The sequence below is a fragment of the Roseibium sp. AWQ4_290 genome (genome assembly GCF_056160985.1).
The window spans coordinates 97,275-120,535 of record NZ_JBSWYG010000012.1; the positions used below are offsets into that span (position 1 = coordinate 97,275).

Annotated in this window: 24 protein-coding genes; 16 read left to right on the plus strand and 8 right to left on the minus strand. The window is 61.3% G+C overall.

Annotated elements, in window-relative coordinates; translation table 11 throughout:
- Positions 1-188 precede the first annotated feature (188 nt).
- The 8 genes from hemA (at position 189) to ACXAH0_RS13750 (ending at position 6,530) form a co-directional block, all read left to right on the plus strand.
- A complete protein-coding gene (gene hemA, locus ACXAH0_RS13715) occupies positions 189-1,406 on the plus strand; it encodes a 5-aminolevulinate synthase (RefSeq protein ID WP_475179605.1) in 1,218 nt (405 codons plus the stop codon).
- Between the two features lie 539 nt (positions 1,407-1,945).
- Positions 1,946-2,689 carry a DUF1194 domain-containing protein gene (locus ACXAH0_RS13720; RefSeq protein WP_475192125.1) on the plus strand — a complete coding sequence of 248 codons (744 nt, stop codon included), beginning with the start codon at positions 1,946-1,948 and terminating at the stop codon, positions 2,687-2,689.
- 246 nt (positions 2,690-2,935) lie between these two features.
- Complete coding sequence (locus tag ACXAH0_RS13725) at positions 2,936-3,151, plus strand: hypothetical protein (protein ID WP_475179618.1); 216 nt, start codon at positions 2,936-2,938, stop codon at positions 3,149-3,151.
- Complete coding sequence (locus ACXAH0_RS13730) at positions 3,148-3,312, plus strand: hypothetical protein (RefSeq protein WP_475192127.1); 165 nt, start codon at positions 3,148-3,150, stop codon at positions 3,310-3,312. Before ACXAH0_RS13725 ends, ACXAH0_RS13730 begins: the two co-directional genes overlap by 4 nt.
- Positions 3,309-4,376 (plus strand): Rieske 2Fe-2S domain-containing protein, encoded by a 1,068-nt coding sequence (locus ACXAH0_RS13735; RefSeq protein ID WP_475192129.1) that lies wholly within the window; start codon positions 3,309-3,311, stop codon positions 4,374-4,376. The genes ACXAH0_RS13730 and ACXAH0_RS13735 overlap by 4 nt, the downstream gene beginning before the upstream one ends.
- On the plus strand, positions 4,373-5,149 hold the full coding sequence (locus ACXAH0_RS13740; RefSeq protein ID WP_475192131.1) for a hypothetical protein: 777 nt from the start codon (positions 4,373-4,375) through the stop codon (positions 5,147-5,149). Before ACXAH0_RS13735 ends, ACXAH0_RS13740 begins: the two co-directional genes overlap by 4 nt.
- A complete protein-coding gene (locus tag ACXAH0_RS13745; protein WP_475192133.1) occupies positions 5,146-5,406 on the plus strand; it encodes a hypothetical protein in 261 nt (86 codons plus the stop codon). The genes ACXAH0_RS13740 and ACXAH0_RS13745 overlap by 4 nt, the downstream gene beginning before the upstream one ends.
- Before the next feature lie 53 nt (positions 5,407-5,459).
- Complete coding sequence (locus ACXAH0_RS13750; protein ID WP_475192135.1) at positions 5,460-6,530, plus strand: LIC_10091 family protein; 1,071 nt, start codon at positions 5,460-5,462, stop codon at positions 6,528-6,530.
- A gap of 18 nt (positions 6,531-6,548) precedes the next feature.
- On the opposite strand, the gene ACXAH0_RS13755 is transcribed toward ACXAH0_RS13750, so the two are convergent.
- From ACXAH0_RS13755 to ACXAH0_RS13790, 8 genes are all read right to left on the minus strand, one after another.
- Positions 6,549-7,337 (minus strand): alpha/beta fold hydrolase, encoded by a 789-nt coding sequence (locus ACXAH0_RS13755; RefSeq protein WP_475192137.1) that lies wholly within the window; start codon positions 7,335-7,337, stop codon positions 6,549-6,551.
- The gene (locus tag ACXAH0_RS13760; RefSeq protein WP_475192139.1) at positions 7,334-8,395 is read right to left on the minus strand and encodes a branched-chain amino acid ABC transporter permease; all 1,062 of its coding nucleotides are present in this window, start codon (positions 8,393-8,395) and stop codon (positions 7,334-7,336) included. The genes ACXAH0_RS13755 and ACXAH0_RS13760 overlap by 4 nt, the downstream gene beginning before the upstream one ends.
- Positions 8,396-8,406: 11 nt before the next feature.
- The gene (locus ACXAH0_RS13765; protein ID WP_475179654.1) at positions 8,407-9,435 is read right to left on the minus strand and encodes a branched-chain amino acid ABC transporter permease; all 1,029 of its coding nucleotides are present in this window, start codon (positions 9,433-9,435) and stop codon (positions 8,407-8,409) included.
- Positions 9,432-10,157: an ABC transporter ATP-binding protein gene (locus ACXAH0_RS13770; RefSeq protein WP_475179658.1), complete on the minus strand. Its 726-nt coding sequence runs from the start codon at positions 10,155-10,157 to the stop codon at positions 9,432-9,434. Before ACXAH0_RS13770 ends, ACXAH0_RS13765 begins: the two co-directional genes overlap by 4 nt.
- A complete protein-coding gene (locus tag ACXAH0_RS13775) occupies positions 10,157-10,927 on the minus strand; it encodes an ABC transporter ATP-binding protein (protein WP_475192141.1) in 771 nt (256 codons plus the stop codon). Before ACXAH0_RS13775 ends, ACXAH0_RS13770 begins: the two co-directional genes overlap by 1 nt.
- 131 nt (positions 10,928-11,058) lie before the next feature.
- Positions 11,059-12,258, minus strand: a complete 1,200-nt coding sequence (locus ACXAH0_RS13780; protein WP_475192143.1) for a substrate-binding domain-containing protein — start codon at positions 12,256-12,258, stop codon at positions 11,059-11,061.
- Positions 12,259-12,864: 606 nt separating this feature from the next.
- Positions 12,865-13,926 carry an ABC transporter ATP-binding protein gene (locus ACXAH0_RS13785; RefSeq protein ID WP_475192144.1) on the minus strand — a complete coding sequence of 354 codons (1,062 nt, stop codon included), beginning with the start codon at positions 13,924-13,926 and terminating at the stop codon, positions 12,865-12,867.
- A 25-nt stretch (positions 13,927-13,951) separates the two neighbouring features.
- Positions 13,952-14,731 (minus strand): IclR family transcriptional regulator, encoded by a 780-nt coding sequence (locus ACXAH0_RS13790; RefSeq protein WP_475192145.1) that lies wholly within the window; start codon positions 14,729-14,731, stop codon positions 13,952-13,954.
- Between the two features lie 117 nt (positions 14,732-14,848).
- Between ACXAH0_RS13790 and ACXAH0_RS13795 the strand changes: the two genes are divergently transcribed.
- The 8 genes from ACXAH0_RS13795 (at position 14,849) to ACXAH0_RS13830 (ending at position 23,258) form a co-directional block, all read left to right on the plus strand.
- Complete coding sequence (locus ACXAH0_RS13795; RefSeq protein ID WP_475179674.1) at positions 14,849-16,108, plus strand: ABC transporter substrate-binding protein; 1,260 nt, start codon at positions 14,849-14,851, stop codon at positions 16,106-16,108.
- Positions 16,109-16,191: 83 nt separating this feature from the next.
- Positions 16,192-17,109 (plus strand): carbohydrate ABC transporter permease, encoded by a 918-nt coding sequence (locus ACXAH0_RS13800; RefSeq protein WP_475192147.1) that lies wholly within the window; start codon positions 16,192-16,194, stop codon positions 17,107-17,109.
- A gap of 1 nt (position 17,110) precedes the next feature.
- Positions 17,111-17,959 carry a carbohydrate ABC transporter permease gene (locus ACXAH0_RS13805; RefSeq protein WP_475179680.1) on the plus strand — a complete coding sequence of 283 codons (849 nt, stop codon included), beginning with the start codon at positions 17,111-17,113 and terminating at the stop codon, positions 17,957-17,959.
- Positions 17,956-20,043 (plus strand): alpha-galactosidase, encoded by a 2,088-nt coding sequence (locus tag ACXAH0_RS13810; RefSeq protein ID WP_475192150.1) that lies wholly within the window; start codon positions 17,956-17,958, stop codon positions 20,041-20,043. Before ACXAH0_RS13805 ends, ACXAH0_RS13810 begins: the two co-directional genes overlap by 4 nt.
- A gap of 66 nt (positions 20,044-20,109) precedes the next feature.
- Positions 20,110-20,874: an SDR family NAD(P)-dependent oxidoreductase gene (locus ACXAH0_RS13815; protein ID WP_475179686.1), complete on the plus strand. Its 765-nt coding sequence runs from the start codon at positions 20,110-20,112 to the stop codon at positions 20,872-20,874.
- Complete coding sequence (locus ACXAH0_RS13820) at positions 20,871-21,806, plus strand: 2-dehydro-3-deoxygalactonokinase (protein ID WP_475192152.1); 936 nt, start codon at positions 20,871-20,873, stop codon at positions 21,804-21,806. Before ACXAH0_RS13815 ends, ACXAH0_RS13820 begins: the two co-directional genes overlap by 4 nt.
- Positions 21,803-22,414, plus strand: coding sequence for a 2-dehydro-3-deoxy-6-phosphogalactonate aldolase (locus ACXAH0_RS13825; protein WP_475192154.1), 612 nt, complete (start codon positions 21,803-21,805; stop codon positions 22,412-22,414). The genes ACXAH0_RS13820 and ACXAH0_RS13825 overlap by 4 nt, the downstream gene beginning before the upstream one ends.
- Before the next feature lie 4 nt (positions 22,415-22,418).
- On the plus strand, positions 22,419-23,258 hold the full coding sequence (locus tag ACXAH0_RS13830) for an SMP-30/gluconolactonase/LRE family protein (protein WP_475192158.1): 840 nt from the start codon (positions 22,419-22,421) through the stop codon (positions 23,256-23,258).
- Positions 23,259-23,261 lie beyond the last annotated feature (3 nt).

Genomic DNA, 23,261 nt, shown 5'->3' on the forward strand with positions numbered 1-23,261 from the left:
CCGGCGTGTTTGACCTTGATCAAGGCAGCCCGTCTGATTATGCAGTTTTGAATAAGTTAAAGGTACCTGCTAATCTGGCAGTTTGAAGGCAGTGGACCTGACACAAGACGTCGCGAGGACGCGAACTCGGACGGTGAGGAAACAGAGGCGCCGGTTTCATGGAACCGGTGACAAAGAGGACCGGCAGAATGGACGTGAATGCGTATCTTGAGGAGCGCCTGAGCACCCTGCACGAAAATGGGAATTACCGGGTTTTTGCTGATCTTGAGCGCATGTCCGGAAACTTTCCGCGCGCCGTCCGCTACCGGGAAGACGGGTCCACGCAGGACGTCACCGTTTGGTGTTCCAATGACTATCTGGGCATGGGCCAGCACGAAAAGGTCGTCGGCGCCATGCAGGACGTGATCGCAAGATGCGGCGCCGGGGCCGGCGGCACACGCAACATTTCCGGCACCAACCACTATCATGTGCTGCTGGAGCGGGAACTGGCGGATCTGCACGCCAAGGAAGCCGCCCTGATCTTCACCTCCGGCTATGTGTCCAACTGGGCCGCCCTGGGCACTCTTGCCTCGCAAGTGCCTGGCATGATCGTTTATTCCGACAGCCTGAACCATGCGTCCATGATCGAAGGCATCCGCCACGCGCGCTGCGAGAAGCGGATCTTCAAGCACAATGACTATGAGGATCTCGAACGCCAGATGGCCGCGGACGATCCCGCCGCGCCCAAACTGGTCGCCTTTGAAAGCGTCTATTCCATGGATGGCGACATTGCCCCCATTGAGAAGATCTGCGACGTGGCCGACAAATTCGGCGCCCTCACCTATCTGGATGAAGTGCATGCGGTCGGCATGTATGGCCCGCGTGGCGGCGGCGTTGCCGAACGCGACGGCCTGATGGACCGCCTCAGCATCATTGAAGGCACGCTCGGCAAGGCCTTTGGTGTCATGGGCGGCTATATCACCGGCAGCCGCACGATCATCGATTTCGTGCGTTCCTTCGCCTCAGGCTTTATCTTCACAACCGCCCTGCCGCCCGCCCTGGCCGCTGGCGCGACCGCGTCGATCCGGCATCTGAAGGACAGCCCGTTCGAGCGCAAGGCCCACAAGGACAAGGTTGCCCAGCTGCGCGCGGCGCTGGACAAGCGCGGTATTCCCCACATGGAAAACCCGAGCCATATCGTTCCGGTCATGGTGGGCGATGCCAAAAAATGCAAATGGATCTCCGACATCCTGCTGGAGACCTATGGCATCTATGTGCAGCCAATCAATTACCCGACCGTGCCGGTCGGCACCGAGCGCCTGCGTTTCACGCCAACCCCGCTCCACACGGCCGCCGATATCGAGCATCTGGCCAATTCGATCAATGATCTATGGTCCCAATGCGCCCTGGCCCGCGCCGTCGCCTGATCAGGCTCTGACCAAACGGCAGATACGGCCGCAAAGCGGTCCGTCCGGGCGCTCCCGTGCGTGTGCAGGCAGGTCTTCGCTTATTCGGCCCTTCCGGCTTCCATGCTCTTCGCTGTCCCGGCCAACGCGCCGGGACCTTAAAAAAGAGCTGGTTACAAAACAGGTCCCACATCAGGTCCAGGACGGCGCGGAATATGCGGCGCACCGTCTTCTCAAATCCCCCCACACACTCGCTCATCTTGAGGAAGGCCGGAGGCACATCTCGAAAGAGCGAGCAGACACACCGGACAGGCGGCAAATCCTTCGCGACTGCGCTTACATCTCTCCTCAGGATGAGGTCGAGTGTTCTAAAGCGTACGCCCGGATGAAACTGGCATGGCAAAACATGGCCTCCCCCCAGCAGCTCGTGCCAGCGCCTGCCAGACGTGCCCGCGTGTCAGGCAAGGTGCCCAAATTCTGGCCTCGCGGCGTGTGGTCTGCTTTTCCTTCCCGCCCACCGCCCTAGCTACCCTGCGGTGCCACTGGTTTGAGGAGCGGACATGATGCGGAATGCCTTTGTTGCCCTTATCTGGTGCCTCGTTGCGCTAGGTCCCGCCAGGGCCGAAGAGCTCGACCTGGAACTTGTGCTGCTTGCAGATGCCACCGGCTCAATTGACGAGGCCGAAATCCGGTTTCAGCGGCGCGGATACGCCGAGGCGATTACGGACCCATCTGTGCTGAACGCGATTTTGGGCAACGCCTATGGCAAGATCGCCGTAACCTATGTGGAATGGGCGGACAGCAGCTCCCAGGACGTGGTGGTCGATTGGAGCGTCATTGACAGCAAACCGTCGGCAGAAGCGTTTGCCGCCCGGCTGATGGAGGCCCCGCGCCGGGCCTATGGTCGCAACGCGATTGGCGCCGCCCTGCTGAAAGGCAAGGAGCTGATCGAAACCAATCAATATCAGGGCTTGCGCCGGGTGATTGATTTGTCCGCCGACAGCGCCAACAACTGGAACGGACCGCCGATCCGCACAGCCCGGGACGCGGTTGTCTCAGCTGGCATTGTCATCAACGGCCTTGCGGTCCTGTGCCGCCACTGTTCAGGCCGTCCGGTCTCCTATGATCTGGAGCAGCGCTTTTATGACGAGATCATCGGCGGCCCGGCCGCCTTTGTGGTGACCGCCGACAGCGCCCGCACCTTTGCCGAAGCAGTGCGCAAAAAACTGGTTCTGGAAATCGCCTCCCGCCCCGAACAGGCAGAAGAAATCCTGCAGGACCTCGCGCAGCTGGCCACTGACTGAGATCCTGCAGCCAGAAACCCGTCTCGTCCCATGTCTGGCCGGATTGCCGGGCGCTCTCTGTCGCGCTGGCCGACCATCTGGGAGCCCGCATGGGACTCTCCTCCGCTTTTGACTTGAGTTTCCGTTAGGGAATCTGCTTCTGTATCATCGCACCCATTGAGAAAGTTCCGCATTTGGCGGCCAGCGCATAAGACCGCCCAGGCCCGGCCGAAATGCCTCCACCAGGCGGGAAGGATACATCCGGGCATGAGCGCTTTCCTTCTGGACCTTGGCCGCTACTATCTGATCGCTGGCGGCGTTGTCGCCGTGGCGTTTCTCGCCGTCGGCATCGACCGGGTGGAGCCGTCCGCACGGGGCTCCTACGCGTTCCGGCCACTTCTCATTCCGGGCATCTGCCTGCTCTGGCCGCTGGTGATCTACCGCTGGATTCAACTGGAACTCACCGGGGAGGACCACCCATGAAACGGGCCCACCGCACCGCCCATGCGCGCCTCTGGACCGTGCTCGGCCTCCTGCTGCCGCTGGCCTTTTTCACTTTGCTCGCGCTGCGCCAGACACAGCCTGCAGACCGGCCTGCCATCCTGATCCAAGCCCCGGAACAGGGCCAGGAGGGCGCCCGATGAGCGTTCAATACACGCCGGTCCTGTGGAACCGGAACAAGATTTTTTATGACGCGGTTCTGCTGTTGGCCGCCGCACTTTATCTTTACGTCTATATCCGCCTTGCCCCCGGATTTGCGGAGGTGACAAAGCCGCTTGACGGGGCGATCCTGCGCATGCGCGCCTTTGGCAGCTGCGCCTTCCTGATGCTGACCGTTATCTTGTGCATTGGCCCGCTCGCCCGGCTGGACCGCAGGTTTCTGCCCCTGCTCTACAACCGGCGCCATTTCGGCGTGATGACGGCCTGTATCGCCGCCGTCCATGCCAATTATGTTCTCGGCTGGTACTTCAACTTTTCCCCGACGGACAAATACACCGCGCTCTTGTCCTCCAATACCAGCTACGGCCAAGTGCTCGGGTTTCCGTTTGAAACCTTCGGTATCGCCGCACTCCTGATCCTGTTTGTGCTGGCTACCACCAGCCATGATTTCTGGCTGAGTTTTCTCGGCGCCCCGCTCTGGAAGGCGCTGCATATGTCGATCTATGCAGGCTATGTGTTTGTGGTCCTTCATGTGGCGCTCGGTGCCTTGCAGGGCCCCGCCGATCCGGTCTTCACCGCACTTGTCAGCGCCAGTGTTGTCCTTGTCTGCGGCCTGCATTTTACCACCGGCCGCCTGGAAGCACAGCGTGAACGCGGCGGGGTCACCGCCCGGGCTTCCCTGGAAAACCAGGGCTGGCTGGTCGCTGGCGAGGTGGACGAGATTGACGAGGACTGCGCCAAGGTCGTGACCCTGGCAGAGGACGAGCGGGTCGCCATTTTCAAATATGACGGCAAGCTGTCGGCCATCACCAATGCCTGCGCCCACCAGAACGGACCACTGGGAGAGGGCAAGGTCCTGTGGGGCTGCATCACCTGCCCCTGGCATGGCTATCAGTACAATCTGGCCGATGGCTGCGCACCGGCGCCCTTCACTGAAAAAATCGCCACCTACCGGTTGAAACTTGTCGGCAGAACTATTCTGCTGGATCCCAAAGCCTTGCCTCCAGGCACCCATGTGGACCCTGTCGTGATCGGAGATGCCGCATGAGCTGGAAACAAACCAGGGCTGCTCCCTTTTATGTCGGCTATCTGAATGCGGTGCCTCGACAGCTCGCTGTCTTTCTGCTCGTTTTTGCAGTCTGCTTTGCCGGGGGGATGGGCCTTGCCGCCCTGTTCCTGTCCGCGTCAGTTGGCGATCCGGGCAATGGCGGCTTCCAATGGGGCAACCGGTTCGATCAGGCCGGTCTTCTGGAGCTGCAGCCCTATCCTGTTTTCCGGGTGCCGGGCGAGGGCAGCACGCCGCCACGCACCTATATGCTTGCAGGGCAAGGCAAGCGCGGTGTCTTTGGCCAAGCGGAAACCCACCACGGCTCCAATCCTGTGATGCTGCGCGGTATTCCGGTCAACCGGGGCGATCTGACCATGCTGCAGGTGGGCAAGGTCACCGCCCTTGACGAGGCAGCGCCCAATCGTCTTGACGGTTTCACCCCCGCCCCGCCCGTGCCTCTGGGCCGCTGGAAGCTGACCGGGGAAATCTGCGACGGCAAATGTTATGCAGGCGCCATGCGCCCCGGCCGCGGCCTTGCCCACAAAGCGTGCGCGGATCTGTGCCTGACCGGCGGTGTCCCGCCTGTTTTTGTCTCCACAGGACCCGTAGCGGGCAGAAACTTCTTTCTGATGGCCGACCAGCATGGCAAGCTTCTGGGCGAGGAGATCAAGCCCCTGCTGGCACTCTATATCGAGCTTGAAGGGGACGTGGAACGGCTGGACGATCTGCTGGTTTTCAAAGCAGATCTCACAACCGCGAGGGCTCTGAAATGAGCGGACAGCCCGCCCCGAATCCCGCAGGCAAACCCGTTTGGCTAACGATTGCAACGTCCCTCGTGCTGTCCGGTGCCCTCACCGCCGCTGCCTATTACACTTGGACCCTGACCAATCGGGAGCTGCGGCAATGGGACCTGACCAAAGGCACCTTGCTGACGGATGTCAGGTTCTTTGCAGGCTTCCTGGCGGTGTTTGCCGTTCTGACGGTGATGGACAAACTCCATCACTGGATACGATCAAAACTCGACTCATGAGAGTAAAAACGTATACCATCCCCTAAGGTTGCTTAAGTATCTGGGAGGATGAAATGCCTTTTTTAGCTGGAGAGCACGTCACCATTAGGGGCAATCTATACGGGCAGGTAATACGAAGAACGGGAACCGACTATGTCATCCGGATGGGCGGATCCAACCTGACTTTCACGGCACCCGAAGCCGACCTGACACCGATCATGTCAGACCGCAAAGTGATCGCAGCAGCCTACCCTCCCCCCCAGTTTCTCTCCGGTGCGATCACTCTACCAACCCTCGCCTATCCCTTCAGCAACGAAAAAGGCTTCGAAAGCGACGCCTTCTGGGACAACTTGCGGCGCGGCGGCATTGCCGATGGTGCGGTGATCGGCGTTTCGGGTTCGGTCTTCGACATTGCCAGCGGCAATCTGGACGCCTGCAAACAGATCATTTCGGTCGATATCAACTCCGCCACCGTCGAAGCGATCAACGCGTTGCGCAAACTGCTGAACGCGTTGCGCGGCGCAGGCGACATTTTCGAACTGAAGCGCGACTGGAGAACAAGAGAAGTCCGCGCCCGAAACAAAATCTCGAAAGCCGATTTTCTAAAAAGATGCACAGCGATTTTCCGGAGTCACCATGAAACGGTTGCGGCGGAACTTCGAAACTTTGTGGAGTTCAGCGGATCTGCGACTGCCTCCGGGAAAGTTCTCAAACAGGTCGAGGAACTGGAAAAAGTCTGTAGCGGGAAGCTGAACTATTCCTGCTGGTTCAAAGACGAGCGGGTGATTGAGCATATTTCGACCCTGCTTGGGACCGGCCATGTGTCGATCCTGTGCGGCGACATGATCACGCCGGAAATGCTGGCAGCGATCAAAAAGACCCTCCTGTTCCCGGTCTCCATCTTCAACATGTCGAATGCCATTGACTATATCACCGATGCTTCGGCGCTCGAACGCCTTTTTGAAGACCTGCCCGCAGCAGCGGGAGCAAAAGTTGTCACCTCCTCTCAAAACGAGGGTCTGTCGGCATTGGCCGGGAGCTTCATGGATCCGAAAGTCCATGCATGGGAGGACTTCCTGAACTTGACCAAGACGCGCGACTTTAGAACAAGCATAGGGCGATTAGCCGAAGGGATAGGCAACTGAAATCAAGTGAGATTGGTCTTAAAGCAAAGTCAGCATCAGTTCGTTGAACCGGGCCGTTTCCTCCAGATGCGGTGCATGGCCGGATTGCTCGAACAGGTGCAGGGTCAAGTCGGGGACATGGTCTGTGTGCCACTTGGCAACGCCCGCACCATAAAGCTGGCTTCTGAGGCCCGCCACCAGATGCAGCGGCACAGGAAAGCTTTGCAAGAGCGGCCGGAAATCCTGCGCTGTCAGCGACGCCCACATCGGGCGGAGCAGCCCAGGATCAGCCTTGGCAATCTCGTCACGGGCAAAAGCGAAGAGGCCCGGGTCCACCGGCAGGTCATAGGCGAACAGGCGCCGGGCGATCAGGGCCGGCAGTTTGGGCCAGTCTGCCACGATCGCCTCCAGAAAGACCTGATTGAGCGGGTCATTCAGGCCATTCAGCGTGCCGTTCTGCCAATCCTGTGTGTTTAGAACTTTCGGGGTCATATCAAGAACAACAACCTTGGACACCCGCTCCACCCCGTGGCGCTCAACAAGCGAGTAGGCGACCAGCGCGCCCATGGACCAGCCGCACAAGATGGCATTGCGCAGGCCGCGCGCTTCAAGCGCGCCATGAACCGCATCCGCCGCCGCCTCAATGGTCAGCGGCACATTGCCCCCCTTCCGACCATGGCCGGGCAGGTCCGGCACCAGGCAGCGTGCGCGGCCGCGCAAGGCGCCGAGTTGGTGCCGGAAGAACACACCGGGGCAGGACCAGCCATGCAGGAAGACCAGCGGCCTGCCCTGGCCTTCGTCCAGAAGATGCAAACCCGCTCCGCTCACGCGCGCCCCGCCCGCAGCCGCCCGACAATGCCGGACGGAAAGAAATAGACCGAAAGGATGAACAGCACCCCAAGCCAGAGCAGCCAGCGTTCCGGTGCGACCAGGCTGGAGACCAGTGGCACCGCGCTTGTCGCCTCCGAAGCGATGGCCATCAGGTTTTGCAGATAGGTCTGGGCCAGAATGAACAAGGTCGCCCCGAGCACCGCGCCATAAAGCGTGCCCATGCCTCCAATCACCACCATCAGCAGAATGTCGACCATGATTTCCATGGACAAGGTGGTTGCCGGTCCCGTGTAGCGCAGCCAGATGGCCAGCAATGATCCGGCCAGCGCCGCCATGACGGCGGACAGGACCGTTGCGGTGGTGCGATACCACACGACCCGGTACCCGATGGCTTCCGCCCGAAAGGCATTGTCACGAACGGCTTTCAAGGTCCGCCCGAAGGGGGAATTGACGATGCGCAGCATGGTCAGGAAAAGGCAGGCCGACACAAAAAACACCAGATAGTAGAGCAGCAGCTTGCCGTTGATCCGCACCCCGAACACCTTTTCCTGCACCAGTTTGAAGGCCGGGGTCAATTCCCGGGGCAGCCGGTAATTGAGCCCGTCCTCCCCGCCGGTCAACCAGGACATTTGCGAAACCAGAACCGCGAAGGCGCTGGCCACGGCCAGCGTGACCATGGCAAAGAAGATCGCCTTCACCCTCAAGGAAAACAGGCCGATGGCAAGGGCGAACACGGCCGCAACCACAGCTCCGGCCAAAGTGCCCCAGATCATGGGCCAATAGCTTGGCCCCGAGGTGCCAAGCGCAAGAGCGGTGCCATAGGCACCGATGCCGAAAAACATGGTATGGGCGAAAGAGACGATGCCTGAATAGCCCAGGAGCAGATCATAGCTCGCCACCAGCACGATGAAGATACAGATGCGGGCGGCCGTTTCCAGGGACTTGGTGCCCGGAAACAGGAACGGAGCAAAGGCGAGGGACACCAGAACGGCCAGAAGCAGAACAGTCAGGAGACCGCTGCGCGGCTTGTCACCGGACAAAAGCGTGGACAGCATGGCAGGCTCCTCTATTTGGCTTTGACGACCGGGTAAAGGCCTTGCGGCCGCCACATGAGCACTGCCACCATCAGCGCGATGGTTGAAACCAAAGCCACTTTGGGCGCCAGAAAGGCGGTGTAGTTGGCCAGCAGCCCCACCAGCAGCGCGCCGATGAAACACCCCTCGACCGAGCCGAGGCCGCCGATAATGACCACGATGAACACAAGCACCATAATCTCAGAACCCATATGGGCCGTGATTGTTTCCTGATAGAGGCCCCACATGACCCCGCCAAGCCCGGCCAGGGCGGAGCCGGTCATGAACACGATCAGAAACAGCCGGCGCACCCGATAGCCAAGCGCCTCGACCATTTCGCCATTCTCGACACCGGCGCGCACCAAAAGGCCTATCTTGGTGTGTTTGAGAACGTGGCGCATGGCCAGAAACAGTGCGAGCCCGACCGCGACCGCGACCAGCCGGTATTTTTCAATCGCCGCTTCGCCGAACACAAAGGCCCCCTGAAAGGCTTCCGGCCGCGACAGGTGCAATTCGTCCGGGCCCCAGACCACATGGATCATCTGCTGGGCCACGATCAGCCCGCCCATGGTCACCAGGATCTGCTTCAGATGCTCGCCATAAACCGGCGTAACAATGACCCGCTCAAAGGCAAAGCCAAGCAGGGCGGTGATGGCCATGGCCGCCAGGATTGCGGCCAGCACCGCAGCCAGGTTGAGCAGCACACTGGGCGAAGCCGTCCAGCCCGCCAGCCAGGCCAGAACCGTGAAGCCGACAAACGCGCCGACCGTGACAAAGGCGCCATGACCAAAATTGATCACATCCATCAGGCCGAACACCACCGTCAGCCCCGACGCCATGATGAAAATCATCATGCCCATGGCCAGACCGGCCACGGTCAGCGTCAGCCAGCTGGACGGATTGCCGATAGCCATCAATCCGGCCAGCGCCAAAAGCGGCACCAGCGCCACCGGCAGCTTTTGAAAGAACAGCTCGCGAAGCGGCACCTTTTCGATACGCGGCTTGATTGCGGTCCCACTCATTGATGCGCCTCCAGGCTCAGCCCCATCAGCTTTTCCTGCAAGGCCGCATCCCCGGCCAGGGCCTGCATGGGCCCGGCATGCACAATGCGGCCATCATCCATCACCGCCACCGTGTCCCCGATTGACGAGGCCATCGCGAAATTCTGTTCCACCAGCAAAATGGTCGTGTCCGTTTCCTTCAACTCGCGCAAGGCATCGGTCATGGCTCTGATGATCGCCGGTGCAAGTCCCTTGGTTGGTTCGTCAATCAGGATCAGGCGGCGCGGCTCGACAATCGCCCGGGCCACAGACAGCATCTGTTTCTGCCCGCCGGACAGCGTTCCCGCAGAAGCGTCCCAGAAACTGCCGATAGGCGGAAACAGCTCCTTGATCCAGGCAAGCCGCTTGCCGTCAAACGCCCCGCCCGTGGCGGCAAGGGTCATGTTTTCGGCCACGCTCAGATCGGTGAAGATGCCCATATCTTCCGGGACATAGGCAATGCCGCGCCGGGAAATCGCAGGCGTGTCCAGCCGGCTGATCAGGTGATCGTCAAATCGGATCTCGCCGTCCGAGGCCGTCCAGAGCCCCATGATGGTGCGCAGCGTCGTGGTTTTGCCCGCGCCGTTGCGGCCCAGCAGAACTGTCACACCGCCCTCCGGCACCTCAAGATCCACCCCTTGCAGGATGTGATAGGGGCCGATGCGCGTATGAACACCAGACAGGCTCAGCAACGCGTCCCCCATCAGGCCACCTCCGGCGTTTTACCCAGATAAGCTTCCTGCACAACGGGCAGCGCGATCACCTCCGCCGGGTTTCCGTCGGCGACCAGCGCCCCATTGTGCAGGACAATGATCCGGTCGGCGAGCGAGCGGATCACGTCCATCTTGTGCTCCACCAGCAGGATGGTCCGGTCCATGTCCGCCTTCAAGATCTTGATCAGATCCAGAATGACCGGCACCTCATCGACACTCATGCCGGCGGTCGGTTCGTCAAACATCAGCACCTGGGGCCCGAGGGCAATCAGAAGCGCGACTTCCAGCTTGCGCTGGTCCCCGTGGGGCAAGGCCGCGACCGTCTGCCCGGCCTGATCGATCAGACGCACTTCGGCCAGAACATGATCCGCGCGTTCAATCAATTCCACGTGGCTTTCGGCGATGGAAAACAGATCAAAGCCCTTGCGCGCCCGGGACTGCACCACGAGGCGCACATTTTCCCGCACGCTCAGGCTTGGAAAGAGATTGGTCAATTGGAACGCCCGGCCGATGCCCCTGTCCGCGCGTTCGGGCACGGGCATCCGGGTGATGTCCTCCCCATTCAGCCGGACCGTGCCGCCGGTTGCCCGCAACTGGCCGGAAATCAGATTGAAATAGGTGGTCTTGCCCGCGCCGTTCGGGCCGACAATCGCGGTCAGTGTGCCACGCTCAAAGCCGCAGGACACATGATCGACCGCCACGTGGCCGCCGAAGCGGATGGTCAGATCCGAGGTTTCCAGAACTGGGTGTTCTTCAGCCATGTTGAAAGATCCTGAAACGGGCCGTCGGCACAAGGATCATGGCCCGGCTGACCCAAAGGGTCCAGCCGGGTCAGCCTTGGCAGGATGGGGCCAGGGTGCAGTTTTGCAGAAAACGGCCGCCGGTGTGCCGTTTATTTGGTGCGCACCGGAATGGACATGTCCTCGATCTTCAACTCGCGCACGAGTTCGGGAATGCCCCATTCCACATCAGGATCGACCCGGATTTTGAAGTGATACATGGATTGCAGCGCCTGATGATCTTCAGCGCGGAACACCATCTTGCCCTTGGGTGTTTCGAACTCCATTCCTTCCATAGCGGCAATCAGGTCTTCGGTCTCCGTCGACTTGGCCTTGCGGATGGCCTCAACGGCCGCCATACCCGCGGTCATACCGCCCGCAGTGAAAAAGTCCGGCGGTGTGCCGAAGCGCTTTTCGTGTTCCGTGACCAGCCAGTCATTCACCGGGTTCTTGGGGATGTCGTAGTAATAGTATGTCGCCCCTTCCATGCCCGGCAGCTCCTTGTAGGCCTTCATGGCCGCCAGGATGTTACCGCCAGTTGCGATCTCGACACCGAATCGCTCCGGCTCCATGGCCTTGATCTTGCTGATCGGATTGCCACCCCCGGCCCAGATCACAAACAGGAACTTGCGGCCGGGAGCGTCTTTGAGCGCATCAAAAATCCGCTGCGCATTGGCGGTGAAGTCCTTGGTGTCGGTCGGGGCATATTCCTCAAACACCAGTTTGGCGCCAGTGCCTTCAAGAGCCTCCTTGAAAGCAGAAACCCCGTCCCGGCCAAAGGCATAGTCCTGAGCCAGCGTGGCGATGGACACGCCGTCCTGGCCAAGGGCCACCGCATTGGCAATCGCGTCCTGGGACGAGTTGCGCGCGGTGCGGAAGATATAGCGGTTCCAGTTCTCGCCCGTGATGGAATCGGCCACGGCCGGTTCCACAATCAGAAGCTTTTCGTACTCCTCGGCCACCGGCAGCATGGCCAGCGCAACGCCGGATGATACCGGGCCTATGGCGATATCGACTTCATCATCGCCATAGGCTTCGGCCAGCGCCGCCTTGCCAATATCCGGCTTCAGCTGGGTGTCCTTTTCGATCACCACGATCTTGCGGCCGTCAATTTCCATCGTGCCGTCCGTCGCATATTCCAGCCCCATCATCAGGCCGGTATGGGACTGTTTGGCATAGGCCTCAAAAGGCCCGGTCTTGCCGTAGACATGGGCGATCTTGATATCTTCGGCTGCCGCGCCGGTAAAACTTGCGGCCGCCAGAGCAAGGCCCGCCGCCAACGGCACGGCCCAGCTTGAAAAGCGTTTGGTCATCTTAAACTCCTCCCAATGGATCTCCGCTGGCAGAGAGGCAGACTGTTTCCGCCTTTGCCCGAGCTGCTACGGAGACCGGTCAATATATGAAACCTGAATCAGTATTCATGTCAAGGTGAGCAACCTGTTTTCCCAACAGGCCACGGGCCGGCCCGAGGGAGCTCTCGCCCCACGCCGTGTCTGACACAAAACTGATACCCCCTTACGCGTCCTGAGTACCGACCCACTATGTCACATGTTTCCATGGAAGACAGATGACTGATTTCGAACGGGCTTTCGGCGCCCTCAAACATCTGCCCTGACCAGATCACCAGCAGCCTTGCCTCGGCTGCGGCTGCGCCTCCGCCCGCGCTGTCCCGGGCCCGATCCGGGACCAGTTCAGAACGATCGTCAGAAGACCCCGGCGCAAGGCCGGGGCGGCAAAGCGCAAAGAAACCTTGAAAGCCGACCTCCGCAACATCTTCATGCTGAGGACGCGCGCAAGCTCTGTCTCGGCGGGGGGGGGGGGGGGGGGGGGGGGGTTTGGCCCCCCCCCCCCCCCCCCCCCCCCCTCAATCAGCGCCTGACCGCCCTCCTCATGATGAAGAAAACGGGACAGTGAAAAGTTCAGCGCAAGCGCTGTTCGGTGTCCGCATCAAAAAGAAGGGCTGACGACGGATCGAAGGAGAGTGCGACCTTGCCCGCGTTGACCGGGGCCTCCTCGCCCTTGGTCTCTACAATGACGCGCTCACCTGTCGGGCAGATGAGATAGGAATAGGCGACCCCGCCCAGCTGTTCGCACAAGTCCACTTCAGCCCCGTCTTCGCTTTCTGAAATGCTCAGATGCTGCGGCCGGAGGCCAACCAGAACTTTTTGGCCCTCTCCCGGCAAAGCCACATTGACCGGCACGCAAAGACCGCCAAAGGCGGGCACGGTGACCGTCCCCGGTCCGGCAATCCCTTCGACAAAATTCATGCTCGGCGAACCGATAAAGCCCGCTACGAATTTGTTGTCCGGATCGGAGTAAAGCTGCATCGGCGTGCCGACCTGCTCGATCCGGCCAGCCCTCAGAACCACGATCTTGTCCGCCAGCGTCATCGCCTCAACCTGATCATGGGTCACATAGATCATGGTCGCGCCGATATCCTTGTGGAGCCGGGCAATTTCAACACGCATGTCGACCCGCAATTCCGCGTCGAGGTTCGACAGGGGTTCGTCAAACAAAAACACGTCCGGCCCGCGCACAATCGCCCGGCCGATGGCCACCCGCTGGCGCTGCCCCCCAGACAGGGCCTTTGGCTTGCGCTTCAGATAGGGGTCCAGCTTCAGGATCCGGCTGGCCTCGGCAACCTTGCCAGCGATCTCCGCCTTCGGATGGCCGGTCATCTTCAGCCCGAAGCCCATATTCTCCTCAACCGTCATATGCGGGTAGAGCGCATAGGTCTGAAACACCATGGCCACGCCGCGCTCTGAAGGATCAAGCCGGGTCACATCACGCCCGCCAATCTGGATGGTGCCGGAGGAGGTTTCCTCCAGCCCCGCGATCATGCGAAGCAGCGTCGACTTTCCGCAACCCGACGGCCCAACAAAGACGCAGAATTCCCCATGGCCAATCTCAAGGTCGACCCCGTGAATGACCTGAAGGTCCGCATATTTTTTGACGGCTTTGCTCAGCGTGACGCCAGACATTTTTCTTCTTCTCCCTAGGATTTTTTTAGGCAGGGAACTGCCATGTCTCGACAGCAGCAGCAATTTCAGCCGCTGTCTTGAGAACCTGGGGCCTTAGGCCAGACAGCTCGTTCAACCCCTTGCGGGCCGTGGATGTGGTCACGGACAGCGCGCCGAGCGGCCGCCCTTTGGCGGACAGGATCGGTGCTGCGATGCAGATGATGCCGGGCTCATGCTCTTCCCGGTCATAGGCCACCCCGTCCTTCCGGATCTCTTCCAGTTCCGCCCGGAGTTCAGCCTCATTCGTCAGCGTGGCTGGAGTGTATTGATAAAAAGACTGTTTCAGGAGGGCTTCGTCCAGGTCCTGCGGTTCCAGATGCGCAAGCAGCGCCTTGCCGACGCCTGTGCAATAGCCCGGCCCGATCTTGCCCGCCTGGGAATACATATCGATCGGATTGACCGCGTTGCGCTTGTCGACATAAAGCACCTGTGCGCCATCGAGCTGCGCCAGGTGAACCGTTTCGCCGACGGCTTCCGACAACCCCCCGACAAAGGGCCGGGCAATCGGGGCAATGGAACTCTGGCGCCAGGCCGCATGGGCCAGACGCACCAGACGGAGGCCAAGAGAATAGGTCTGGAGATGCTCGTCATAGGCCAGCATGCCTTGACTCACCAGCGTCTGCAGCAGGCGGTAGAGCGTGGCCTTGGGATGCGCACTGCCGGACAGAAGCTCGGTAAAGCGCACGGGCCGCCCCATGGCCGCCACCCGGTCCAGCACCTCCAGTGCCTTGCCGACGGTTCCGTCACCGCTTGCCTGTTTGTTCATCCTGTCCTCCAGCAGCCCGTTTCTTTGCGCGAGCCTGTTGACAACCTACCCCTATCGCCTCAGAGTATCAATATACAAAACTAAGTTTCACATAATGGAACCTATAGGGAGGACACCATGCGTTCCATGCTGAAGACGTCCGCAGCCGCCTTCACCCTTCTGGCCGCGAGCCTTGGCAGCGCATCTGCCGACGGCCTGAGCGGGGATCTGAAGATCTTCCTCGACACATCCAACCCGGCCCCCCGGGCCACGATGGAAAGGCTTGTGGAGGAATTCCAGGCCAAGAACCCGGATCTGAACATCGAGACAACGGTGATCGACCGGGAAGCCTACAAGACCCAGATCCGCAACTTCCTGACTGCCAACGCGCCGGATGTAGCCACCTGGTATGCGGCCAACCGTATGCGCCCTTATGTGGAAGCCGGACTGTTTGAAGATGTCTCCGACCTGTGGCAGGACCCGGAGATTGCCGAGAACCTCGCCTCCACCAAAGGCGCCCTGACCATTGACGGCAAGCAGTGGGGCGTTCCCTACACCTACTATCAGTGGGGCGTTTACTACCGGAAAGACATTTTCGACGAGCTTGGCCTCAAGGAACCCACCACCTGGGAAGAGGAAAAGGCCAACTGCCAGAAGATCCTCGATGCGGGCAAGAAGTGCTACACCATCGGCACCAAGTTCCTCTGGACCGCAGGCGGCTGGTTCGACTATCTGAACATGCGCACCAACGGCTTCGGCTTCCATATGGACCTGCTGACCGGCAAGGCCTCCTGGCAGTCCGACGAAGTTCGCAAGACCTTCGCCAACTGGCGGGAGCTGATCGACATGGGCGCCTTCATCGACAATCACCAGACCTATAGCTGGCAAGAGGCCCTGCCCTTCATGGTCAAGGGGGATGCGGCAGCCTATCTGATGGGCAACTTTGCGGTCGCCCCGCTGCGGGACGCTGGCCTGAGCGACGACCAGCTCGATTTCTATCAGTTCGTGGAAATTACACCTGGCATTGAGAAGGCCGAAGACGCACCGACGGATACGTTCCACATTCCGGCCAATGCCCAGAACAAGGAAGCTGCCCGTGCCTTCCTGAAATTTGCCGTATCCCCGGACGCCCAGACCTGGATGAATGACGGCAAACATCTCGGCCAGCTGCCGGTCAACGCCAAGTCCTCGGTGGATGACGACAAGTTCCTGGTCCAGGGCTTTGAAATGCTGTCCCAGAATTCCCCGGGCGGTGTCGCCCAGTTCTTCGACCGCGACGCCCCGGCTGAAATGGCCAAGGTCGCCATGGAAGGCCTGCAGGAATTCATGGTCAAGCCGGACAATCTGGACAAGATCCTGGCCCGTCTTGACCGCGCCCGCGAGCGGATCTACCGCTAAGGCGCTCACGCCAAGTCCGGCAGGGGGCGCCATGCCCTCTGCCGTCTGTTATTCGTTCTGCCGCCGACACGAAGTCTTTTCCAATGGCCACAGCGTTCTCTCCCGCCCCCCGCCAGAGCTCCTGGTGGCACAAGAACCAGCAGCAGATAACCCCCTGGCTGTTCCTGGCCCCGGGCATTCTGTTCTTCCTCTTTTATGTGATCTTTCCGATCTTCCAGTCCTTCAACCTGTCCCTCTACGAATGGGACGGCCTGGGCAAGGCAGAATATGTCGGGCTCTACAATTATGAGGAACTTTACTGGGACGACGCCTTTTACACCTCCCTGAAGAACAACGTCATCTGGCTGGTGCTCTATCTTCTGGCGATTCCGGCGGGACTGTTCCTCGCCCTTTTCCTGAACCAGACGGTCACCGGCATCAGGCTCTACAAATCGCTCTTCTTCTTCCCCTTCGTGATTTCCCAGGTCGTGGTCGGCCTTGTCTTCACCTGGTTCTACGACCCCACATTCGGCATCCTGAATGTGCTGCTCGGCTCTGTCGGCCTGCCCCCGGTCAATGTGCTGGGGGATGAAAACTGGGTCACGGTCGGCATCATCGCCGCCGGACTCTGGCCCCAGACCGCCTATTGCATGATCCTCTACCTGACCGGCCTGAATGCGGTCGACCCGGAGCAGATCGAGGCTGGCCGCCTCGACGGGGCCAAGGGCTGGAAAATGCTCTGGTACATCATCGTGCCCCAGTTGCGGCCCGCCACGTTCATTGCCTTTGTGGTCACCATTATCGGCGCCCTGCGCTCATTCGACCTGATTTCAGTGATGACCAATGGCGGCCCCTTCGGCGCCAGCCGGGTGCTCAGCTTCTACATGTTCGAGGTGGCCCTGTCCGAATATGGCTTCCGCATGGGCTACGGCGCCGCCATCGCCGTGGTGCTGTTCCTGATCATGCTGGCCTTCATCGCCTATTTCCTGTGGTCCATGTACAAAGAAGAAAAGGCGCGCTGACATGTTCCCGGCTCCGATTGAACGCGCGCCCCGTGCCTGGCAGATCACCTATCAGACCCTTCTGCCGCTGGCGCTGATCCTGTGGCTGCTGCCGCTGATCGCGGTGGCCATCTTCTCCATCAAGCCGGATGCGGATTTCGCCAACGGCAACTACTGGGGCTGGCCGTCCAGCTTTGAAGGCGGCACCAATTACTGGCTGGTCTTCACCGCCTCCGATATGCCGCGTTATCTGCTGAACTCCGTTCTGATCACGGTGCCGACCGTGATCGGTGCGGTGGCCCTGTCCTGCATGACCGGATTTGCTCTCGGCATTTACAAGTTCCGGGCCAATATCTGGATCTTCTTCATGTTCGTGGCCGGCAATTTCGTGCCGTTTCAAATCCTGATGGTCCCTGTGCGCGACCTCACCCTGCAGCTCGGCCTCTACAACACCATCACCGGTCTGGTCCTGTTCCATATCGCTTTCCAGACCGGGTTCTGTACCTTGTTCATGCGCAACTTCATCCGCGCCCTGCCCTTTGAGCTGATCGAGGCGGCCCGGGTCGAGGGTGTCTCGGAATGGCGGATCTTCTGGTATGTGGTCCTGCCTCTGATGAAACCGGCCATCGCCGCCCTCGCGGTCCTGATCTTCACCTTCATCTGGAACGACTATTTCTGGGCCGTGGTGCTCACCCAGGGCGTAGAGAGCCAGCCGGTAACGGCAGGCATCACCTCCTTCAACGCCCAGTACCGGGCCGCCTATCACCTGATGAGCGCCGGCTCCATCGTTGCCGCCCTTCCGCCCGTTGCCATGTTCTTCCTGATGCAGCGCCATTTCATTGCCGGGCTAACCCTGGGAGCCGTCAAATGATCCGCACCTGGCATCTGCGCGCGCCCCATCAAAGCCTTGTGCTGGCCAGTTTTGACGACCGCTTGCCTGAAGCCGTTTACTGGGGACCGGCCCTGCCCCAAGGCGAGCTGCTCGAGCCCCTCGCCCTCGCCTCCCGTCCGGATGTGGCCGCCGGGATGATCGACCGAAATGCAGATCTGAGCCTGTGCCCAGAAGCTTCCCAGACCTTTCCCGGCCAGACGGGGCTGACCCTGCGCGGCCCCTCCGGCAACGTGCTGGCGCCCAGTTTCCGATTTCATGGCGAGAATGCTCCGGAGAACGCTTCTGAGAGTGCCCTGTGCCTGACCTTTTCTGATGCCGCGCTAGGGCTTAGCCTGACGTTCGATCTGGCGCTCGACCCGGCAAGCGGATTGCTCAAACTTCAGACACTACTGGACAGCTCCGAGGATCTGACCACCGACTGGCTGGCCGCCCCGGTCCTGCCCGCAGCCCCCCATCTGGGCGAGATGATCGAATTTTCCGGCCACTGGTGCTCGGAGTTCCAGACCCGCCGCCTGCCTTTTGCGCCCGGCGCCCGGACCCGCGACAACCGGACCGGCCGCACGGACCACGCCCACTTCCCGGGGCTGATTGTCTGCGCCCCCGGCACGTCCAACACCGCTGGAGAGGCCTATGCCTTCCACTATGGCTGGTCCGGCGGCCACAAGATGGTGGCCGAAGAACTGGCGGATGGCCGCCGCCAGGTGCAATTCGGCCATGCGTCTGCGAGCCTTGCGCCGGGGCGCCGTTTCCGCACCGCTCCGCTTTACGCCACCTATTCGGCTGAGGGGCTGAATGGCTCGGCGGTCCGCTTCCAGCGGCATCTGCGCGCACAGACCGCCACGGGTGCCCGCGCGCCCCGGCCCGTGCATTATAATTGCTGGGAAGCGGTCTATTTCGATCACAAGCTGGAAGAACTCAAATCCATAGCGTCCCGTGCGGCGGGCCTGGGGGCCGAGCGGTTTGTGCTGGATGATGGCTGGTTCGGCCGCCGGGACGATGACACATCCTCCCTGGGCGACTGGGTTCTGGACACCAGAAAATACCCGGACGGGCTGACCCCGCTCATCGACCATGTCACAGCGCTCGGCCTGGAATTCGGCCTCTGGTTCGAACCGGAAATGATCAACGAGGACAGCGACCTCTACCGGGCTCATCCGGACTGGGTGCTGGGGCCTGCGGACCAGATCCGGGGCCGTCAGCAACTGGTGCTGAACATGGCGCGGCCGGACGTGCGCGATTACCTATATGAGCGCATCGCCGCCCTTCTTGGCGCCAACAGGATCGGCTATATCAAATGGGATCACAACCGGGTCCTGCCAGTGGTTGACGCGGCCCAGACCGAAGGGGTCTATGACCTTCTGGACCGGCTGCGGGCTGCCTTCCCCGGCGTTGAAATCGAGAGCTGCTCATCGGGGGGCGGACGCATCGATTCCGGCATTCTGGAGCGGACCCAGCGGGTCTGGCTGTCGGACAGCAATGACGCGCTGGAGCGCCAGCGCATCCAGCATGATGCGGCCCTGTTCCTGCCCGCCTGCGTGACCGGCTCCCATGTGGGCCCCCGCCGGTGCCACACATCGGGCCGGGTGCTCGATATGAGCTTGCGGGCCTGGACGGCCGCCCAGCGGCATATGGGCTTTGAGATGGACCCGCGCGAACTGACGGATCAGGAAGCGGCGCTCCTGCGCAGCGTCACCGGCTGGTGGCGCGCTAACCGGGACTGGCTGATGGCGGCCGATATCCTGCGCCTCGACAGTGCCGATCCGGCCGTCACCGGCGAAGCACATCTGGCGCAGAACGGAGACCGGTTCGTGGTCTTTGCCGCAAAGACCCGGGCATCGGAGCAGATCTTGCCCCGCCCCCTCCGCTTGACCGGGCTTGATCAGGCCGCCCGCTACCGGGTCGGCCTGCGCAACCGGGACGAAGTCACGCATCTTTCCAGAGGCACCCCTTATCTGAAGACCTCCGAGTGGGAGGCCAGCGGACAGGTCCTCATGTCCAAAGGTCTCTTGCTGCCCTGGCACTTCCCCGGAACGGTCTGGGTTCTGGAAGGCACCCGGCTCTGACCCGGACCGGGCTGACGTATTTTTTTGAACGCATGGCTTTTGCCAAAAACCTGAAGGGAGCGTCCGATGCACGCGAATTATCCGGATCTGAAAAACAAGTCGGTCTTCATTACAGGCGGCGGTTCCGGGATCGGCGCGGCATTGACCTCCGGCTTTCTGGCACAAGGGGCCAAGGTGGCATTTGTCCAGCGCTCGGATGCCTCTGATTTTTGCGGCGAGATGGAACGCCAGCACGGCAGCCGCCCCCTGTTCCTGCCCTGCGACATTTCCAAGATCGACGAGCTGAAAGGCGCCATTGACGAGGCGGTGGCGTCCAACGGCCCCATTGCCGTTCTCGTCAACAACGCCGCCAACGACACGCGCCACAAGACCGAAGAGGTGGACGAAGAGTTCTGGGACTGGTCCCAGGCCATCAATCTGAAAGCCTATTTCTTCGCATGCCAGCATGTCATTGCCGGCATGCGGGCGGCCGGCGGCGGCGCCATCGTCAATTTCACCTCTATTTCCTACATGATGGGCAATGCGGGCTATGCGGCCTATACGACCGCCAATTCAGGGCTCAACGGCATGACCCGCAGTCTGGCGCGCGAATTCGGTCCGGACAACATCCGGGTCAATGCCATCGCTCCGGGCTGGGTGCTGACACAGCGGCAAAAGGATCTTTGGGTGACACCCGAAGCCCTGGCCACCCATATTGAGCGCCAGTGTCTGAAGGTGGAACTGTCCCCGGATGACATGGTTGATCCGGTGCTGTTTCTGGCCTCAAATGCCAGCAAGGCCATGACCGGGCAGTCGCTGGTCGTGGATGGCGGCGTTGTGGTGACGGGATGACCTTGCTGCCCGAAGCAGACAGGATTGCGGTGGACTGGATTGCCGTGGACTGGGGCACCAGCAATCTGCGGATCTGGGCTCTGGATGCGCAGGGCAGCACGCTGGCCCACCGCAGCTCTGCCAGGGGTATGATCACTCTTGAGAGAGACGGCTTCGAACCGACCCTGCTGGAGCTGATTGACGACCTGCTGCCCGCAGGCCGCGCGACCCCGGTGATCATGTGCGGCATGGCCGGGGCCCGTCAGGGCTGGGCCGAAGCCCCCTATCGGGCCGTGCCCTGCCCGCCGCCCTCCCTTCAAACCGCCACACAGGCACCGTCCCGGGATCCCCGGCTCGACATCCGCATCCTGCCCGGCATCAAGCAGACTGATCCGGCAGATGTAATGCGCGGCGAGGAAACCCAGATCAACGGGTTTCTGGCAGGACAGCCCGGCCATTCGGGAACCCTCTGCCTGCCCGGCACCCATACCAAATGGGTGCGGCTGGAGGCCGGGCAGGTCACCCGTTTCAGAACCTGCATGACCGGCGAGCTGTTCGCGCTTCTGTCCGGCCAGTCCGTGCTGCGCCACAGCGTGGCAGCAAAGGGATTTGACTGGTCCGCCTTTGCCGCAGCGGTGGCCGCAATGGCTGAAGCCCCGGAAGCACTGGCGACGGATCTGTTCAGCATCCGGGCCGCCGGGCTGGTTGCGGATCTGGAACCGGAGGCTGCAAGAGGCCGCCTGTCCGGCCTGCTCATCGGCGCCGAGATCGCCGCCATCCGCCGGGACTTTCCCCTGAACACCGTCACGCTTCTGGGCACTGACCATATCGCCAAAGCCTATCAGGGCGCGTTGGCCCAATTGGGCTTTGAGGCCCGCCCGCTCGATGCGGAAGCAACCACATTGAACGGCCTCGCCCTCGCCTATTCGACCTATCAAAAGGAGGCTTCATGAGCCGGAACCTGATTGCCATCCTGCGCGGGCTGACCCCGGCCGAAGCCCTTCCGGTTGCCGAGTGCCTGATCGAGACAGGCATCACCCGGATCGAAGTGCCACTCAATTCACCTGACCCGCTCACAAGCATCGAAGCCATGGCCAAAGCCTGTTCAGACCGGGCGCAGATTGGCGCCGGAACCGTGTTGCGGCCCGATCAGGTCTTGAGCGTTCAGGCGGCCGGCGGCACCCTGATCGTCTCCCCGGACTGCAACCCGGATGTGATTGAAACCACCAAGGCGGAAGGTCTGCAGTCCTTTCCCGGTGTCATGACCCCGAGCGAGTGTTTCACCGCCCTGCGCAGCGGTGCCGACGGCCTGAAATTCTTTCCCGCCTCCCTGATCGGCCCATCCGGCCTCAAAGCCATGCTGGCGGTTCTGCCGGGCGGCACTCCCACCTACCCGGTTGGCGGCGCGGGACCCGAAAACTTCAGCGACTGGATCAAGGCGGGCGCCACCGGCTTCGGCATTGGCACCGCGCTCTTCAAGCCCGGCCTGACGGTTTTGGACATCAAGGCACGCGCCGAGGCCATCGTCTCAGCCTATGACAAGGCGATCGCAGGAACCTGAATCGATGAGCCACATCTTTGACGACCACCGCTGCAGTCTGGGCGAAGGCCCGCTCTGGCATCCCGAACGCCAGCAATTGTTCTGGTTCGATATCTTGAACAAGCAATTGCGCAGCCGGGACAACGGCACGCCCAAGGTCTGGCAATTTGACGAGCACGTATCCTCCGCCGGCTGGGTCAGCCGGACGGAACTGCTGATTGCAAGCGAAAGCCGCCTGTTCCTGTTTGATCTGGAAACGGATGCCGAACGCACCCTTTGCGCTCTTGAAGCAGACACGCCAGCCACCCGTTCCAATGACGGGCGCGCCGACCCGCAAGGGGGATTCTGGATCGGCACCATGGGCTTTGAGGCTGAGCCCGGCGCCGGGGCGATCTACCGCTATTACAAGGGCGAACTGCGCCAGCTCTACCGGGACATCACGATTTCCAACGCGATCTGCTTTGCCCCCGATGGCAAGACCGCCTATTTCGCTGACACGGACACCCAGAAAATCCGCAAGGTGCCGCTGGACGCAGACGGCTGGCCGCAGACCGAGCCCGATCTCTTCATCGATCTTGCCCCGGGCGGCTACTACCCGGATGGCGCCGTTGTCGACACGAACGGCCATCTGTGGAACGCCCATTGGGGCGGCCACCGGGTGGCCCGCTATTCCCCGGAAGGGCGGTTTGTGGAGGAGATCACGCTGCCCGCCAGCCAGATCACCTGCCCCGCCTTTGGCGGTGCGGATCTGCAGACCCTCTTTGCCACCTCCGCCGCCGAAGGTGCGGACGGCCCGGACGACGGCAAGACCTATTTCGCCCAGACCACAACGCGCGGCCAGGCCGAACACCGTGTCATCCTTTAAAGC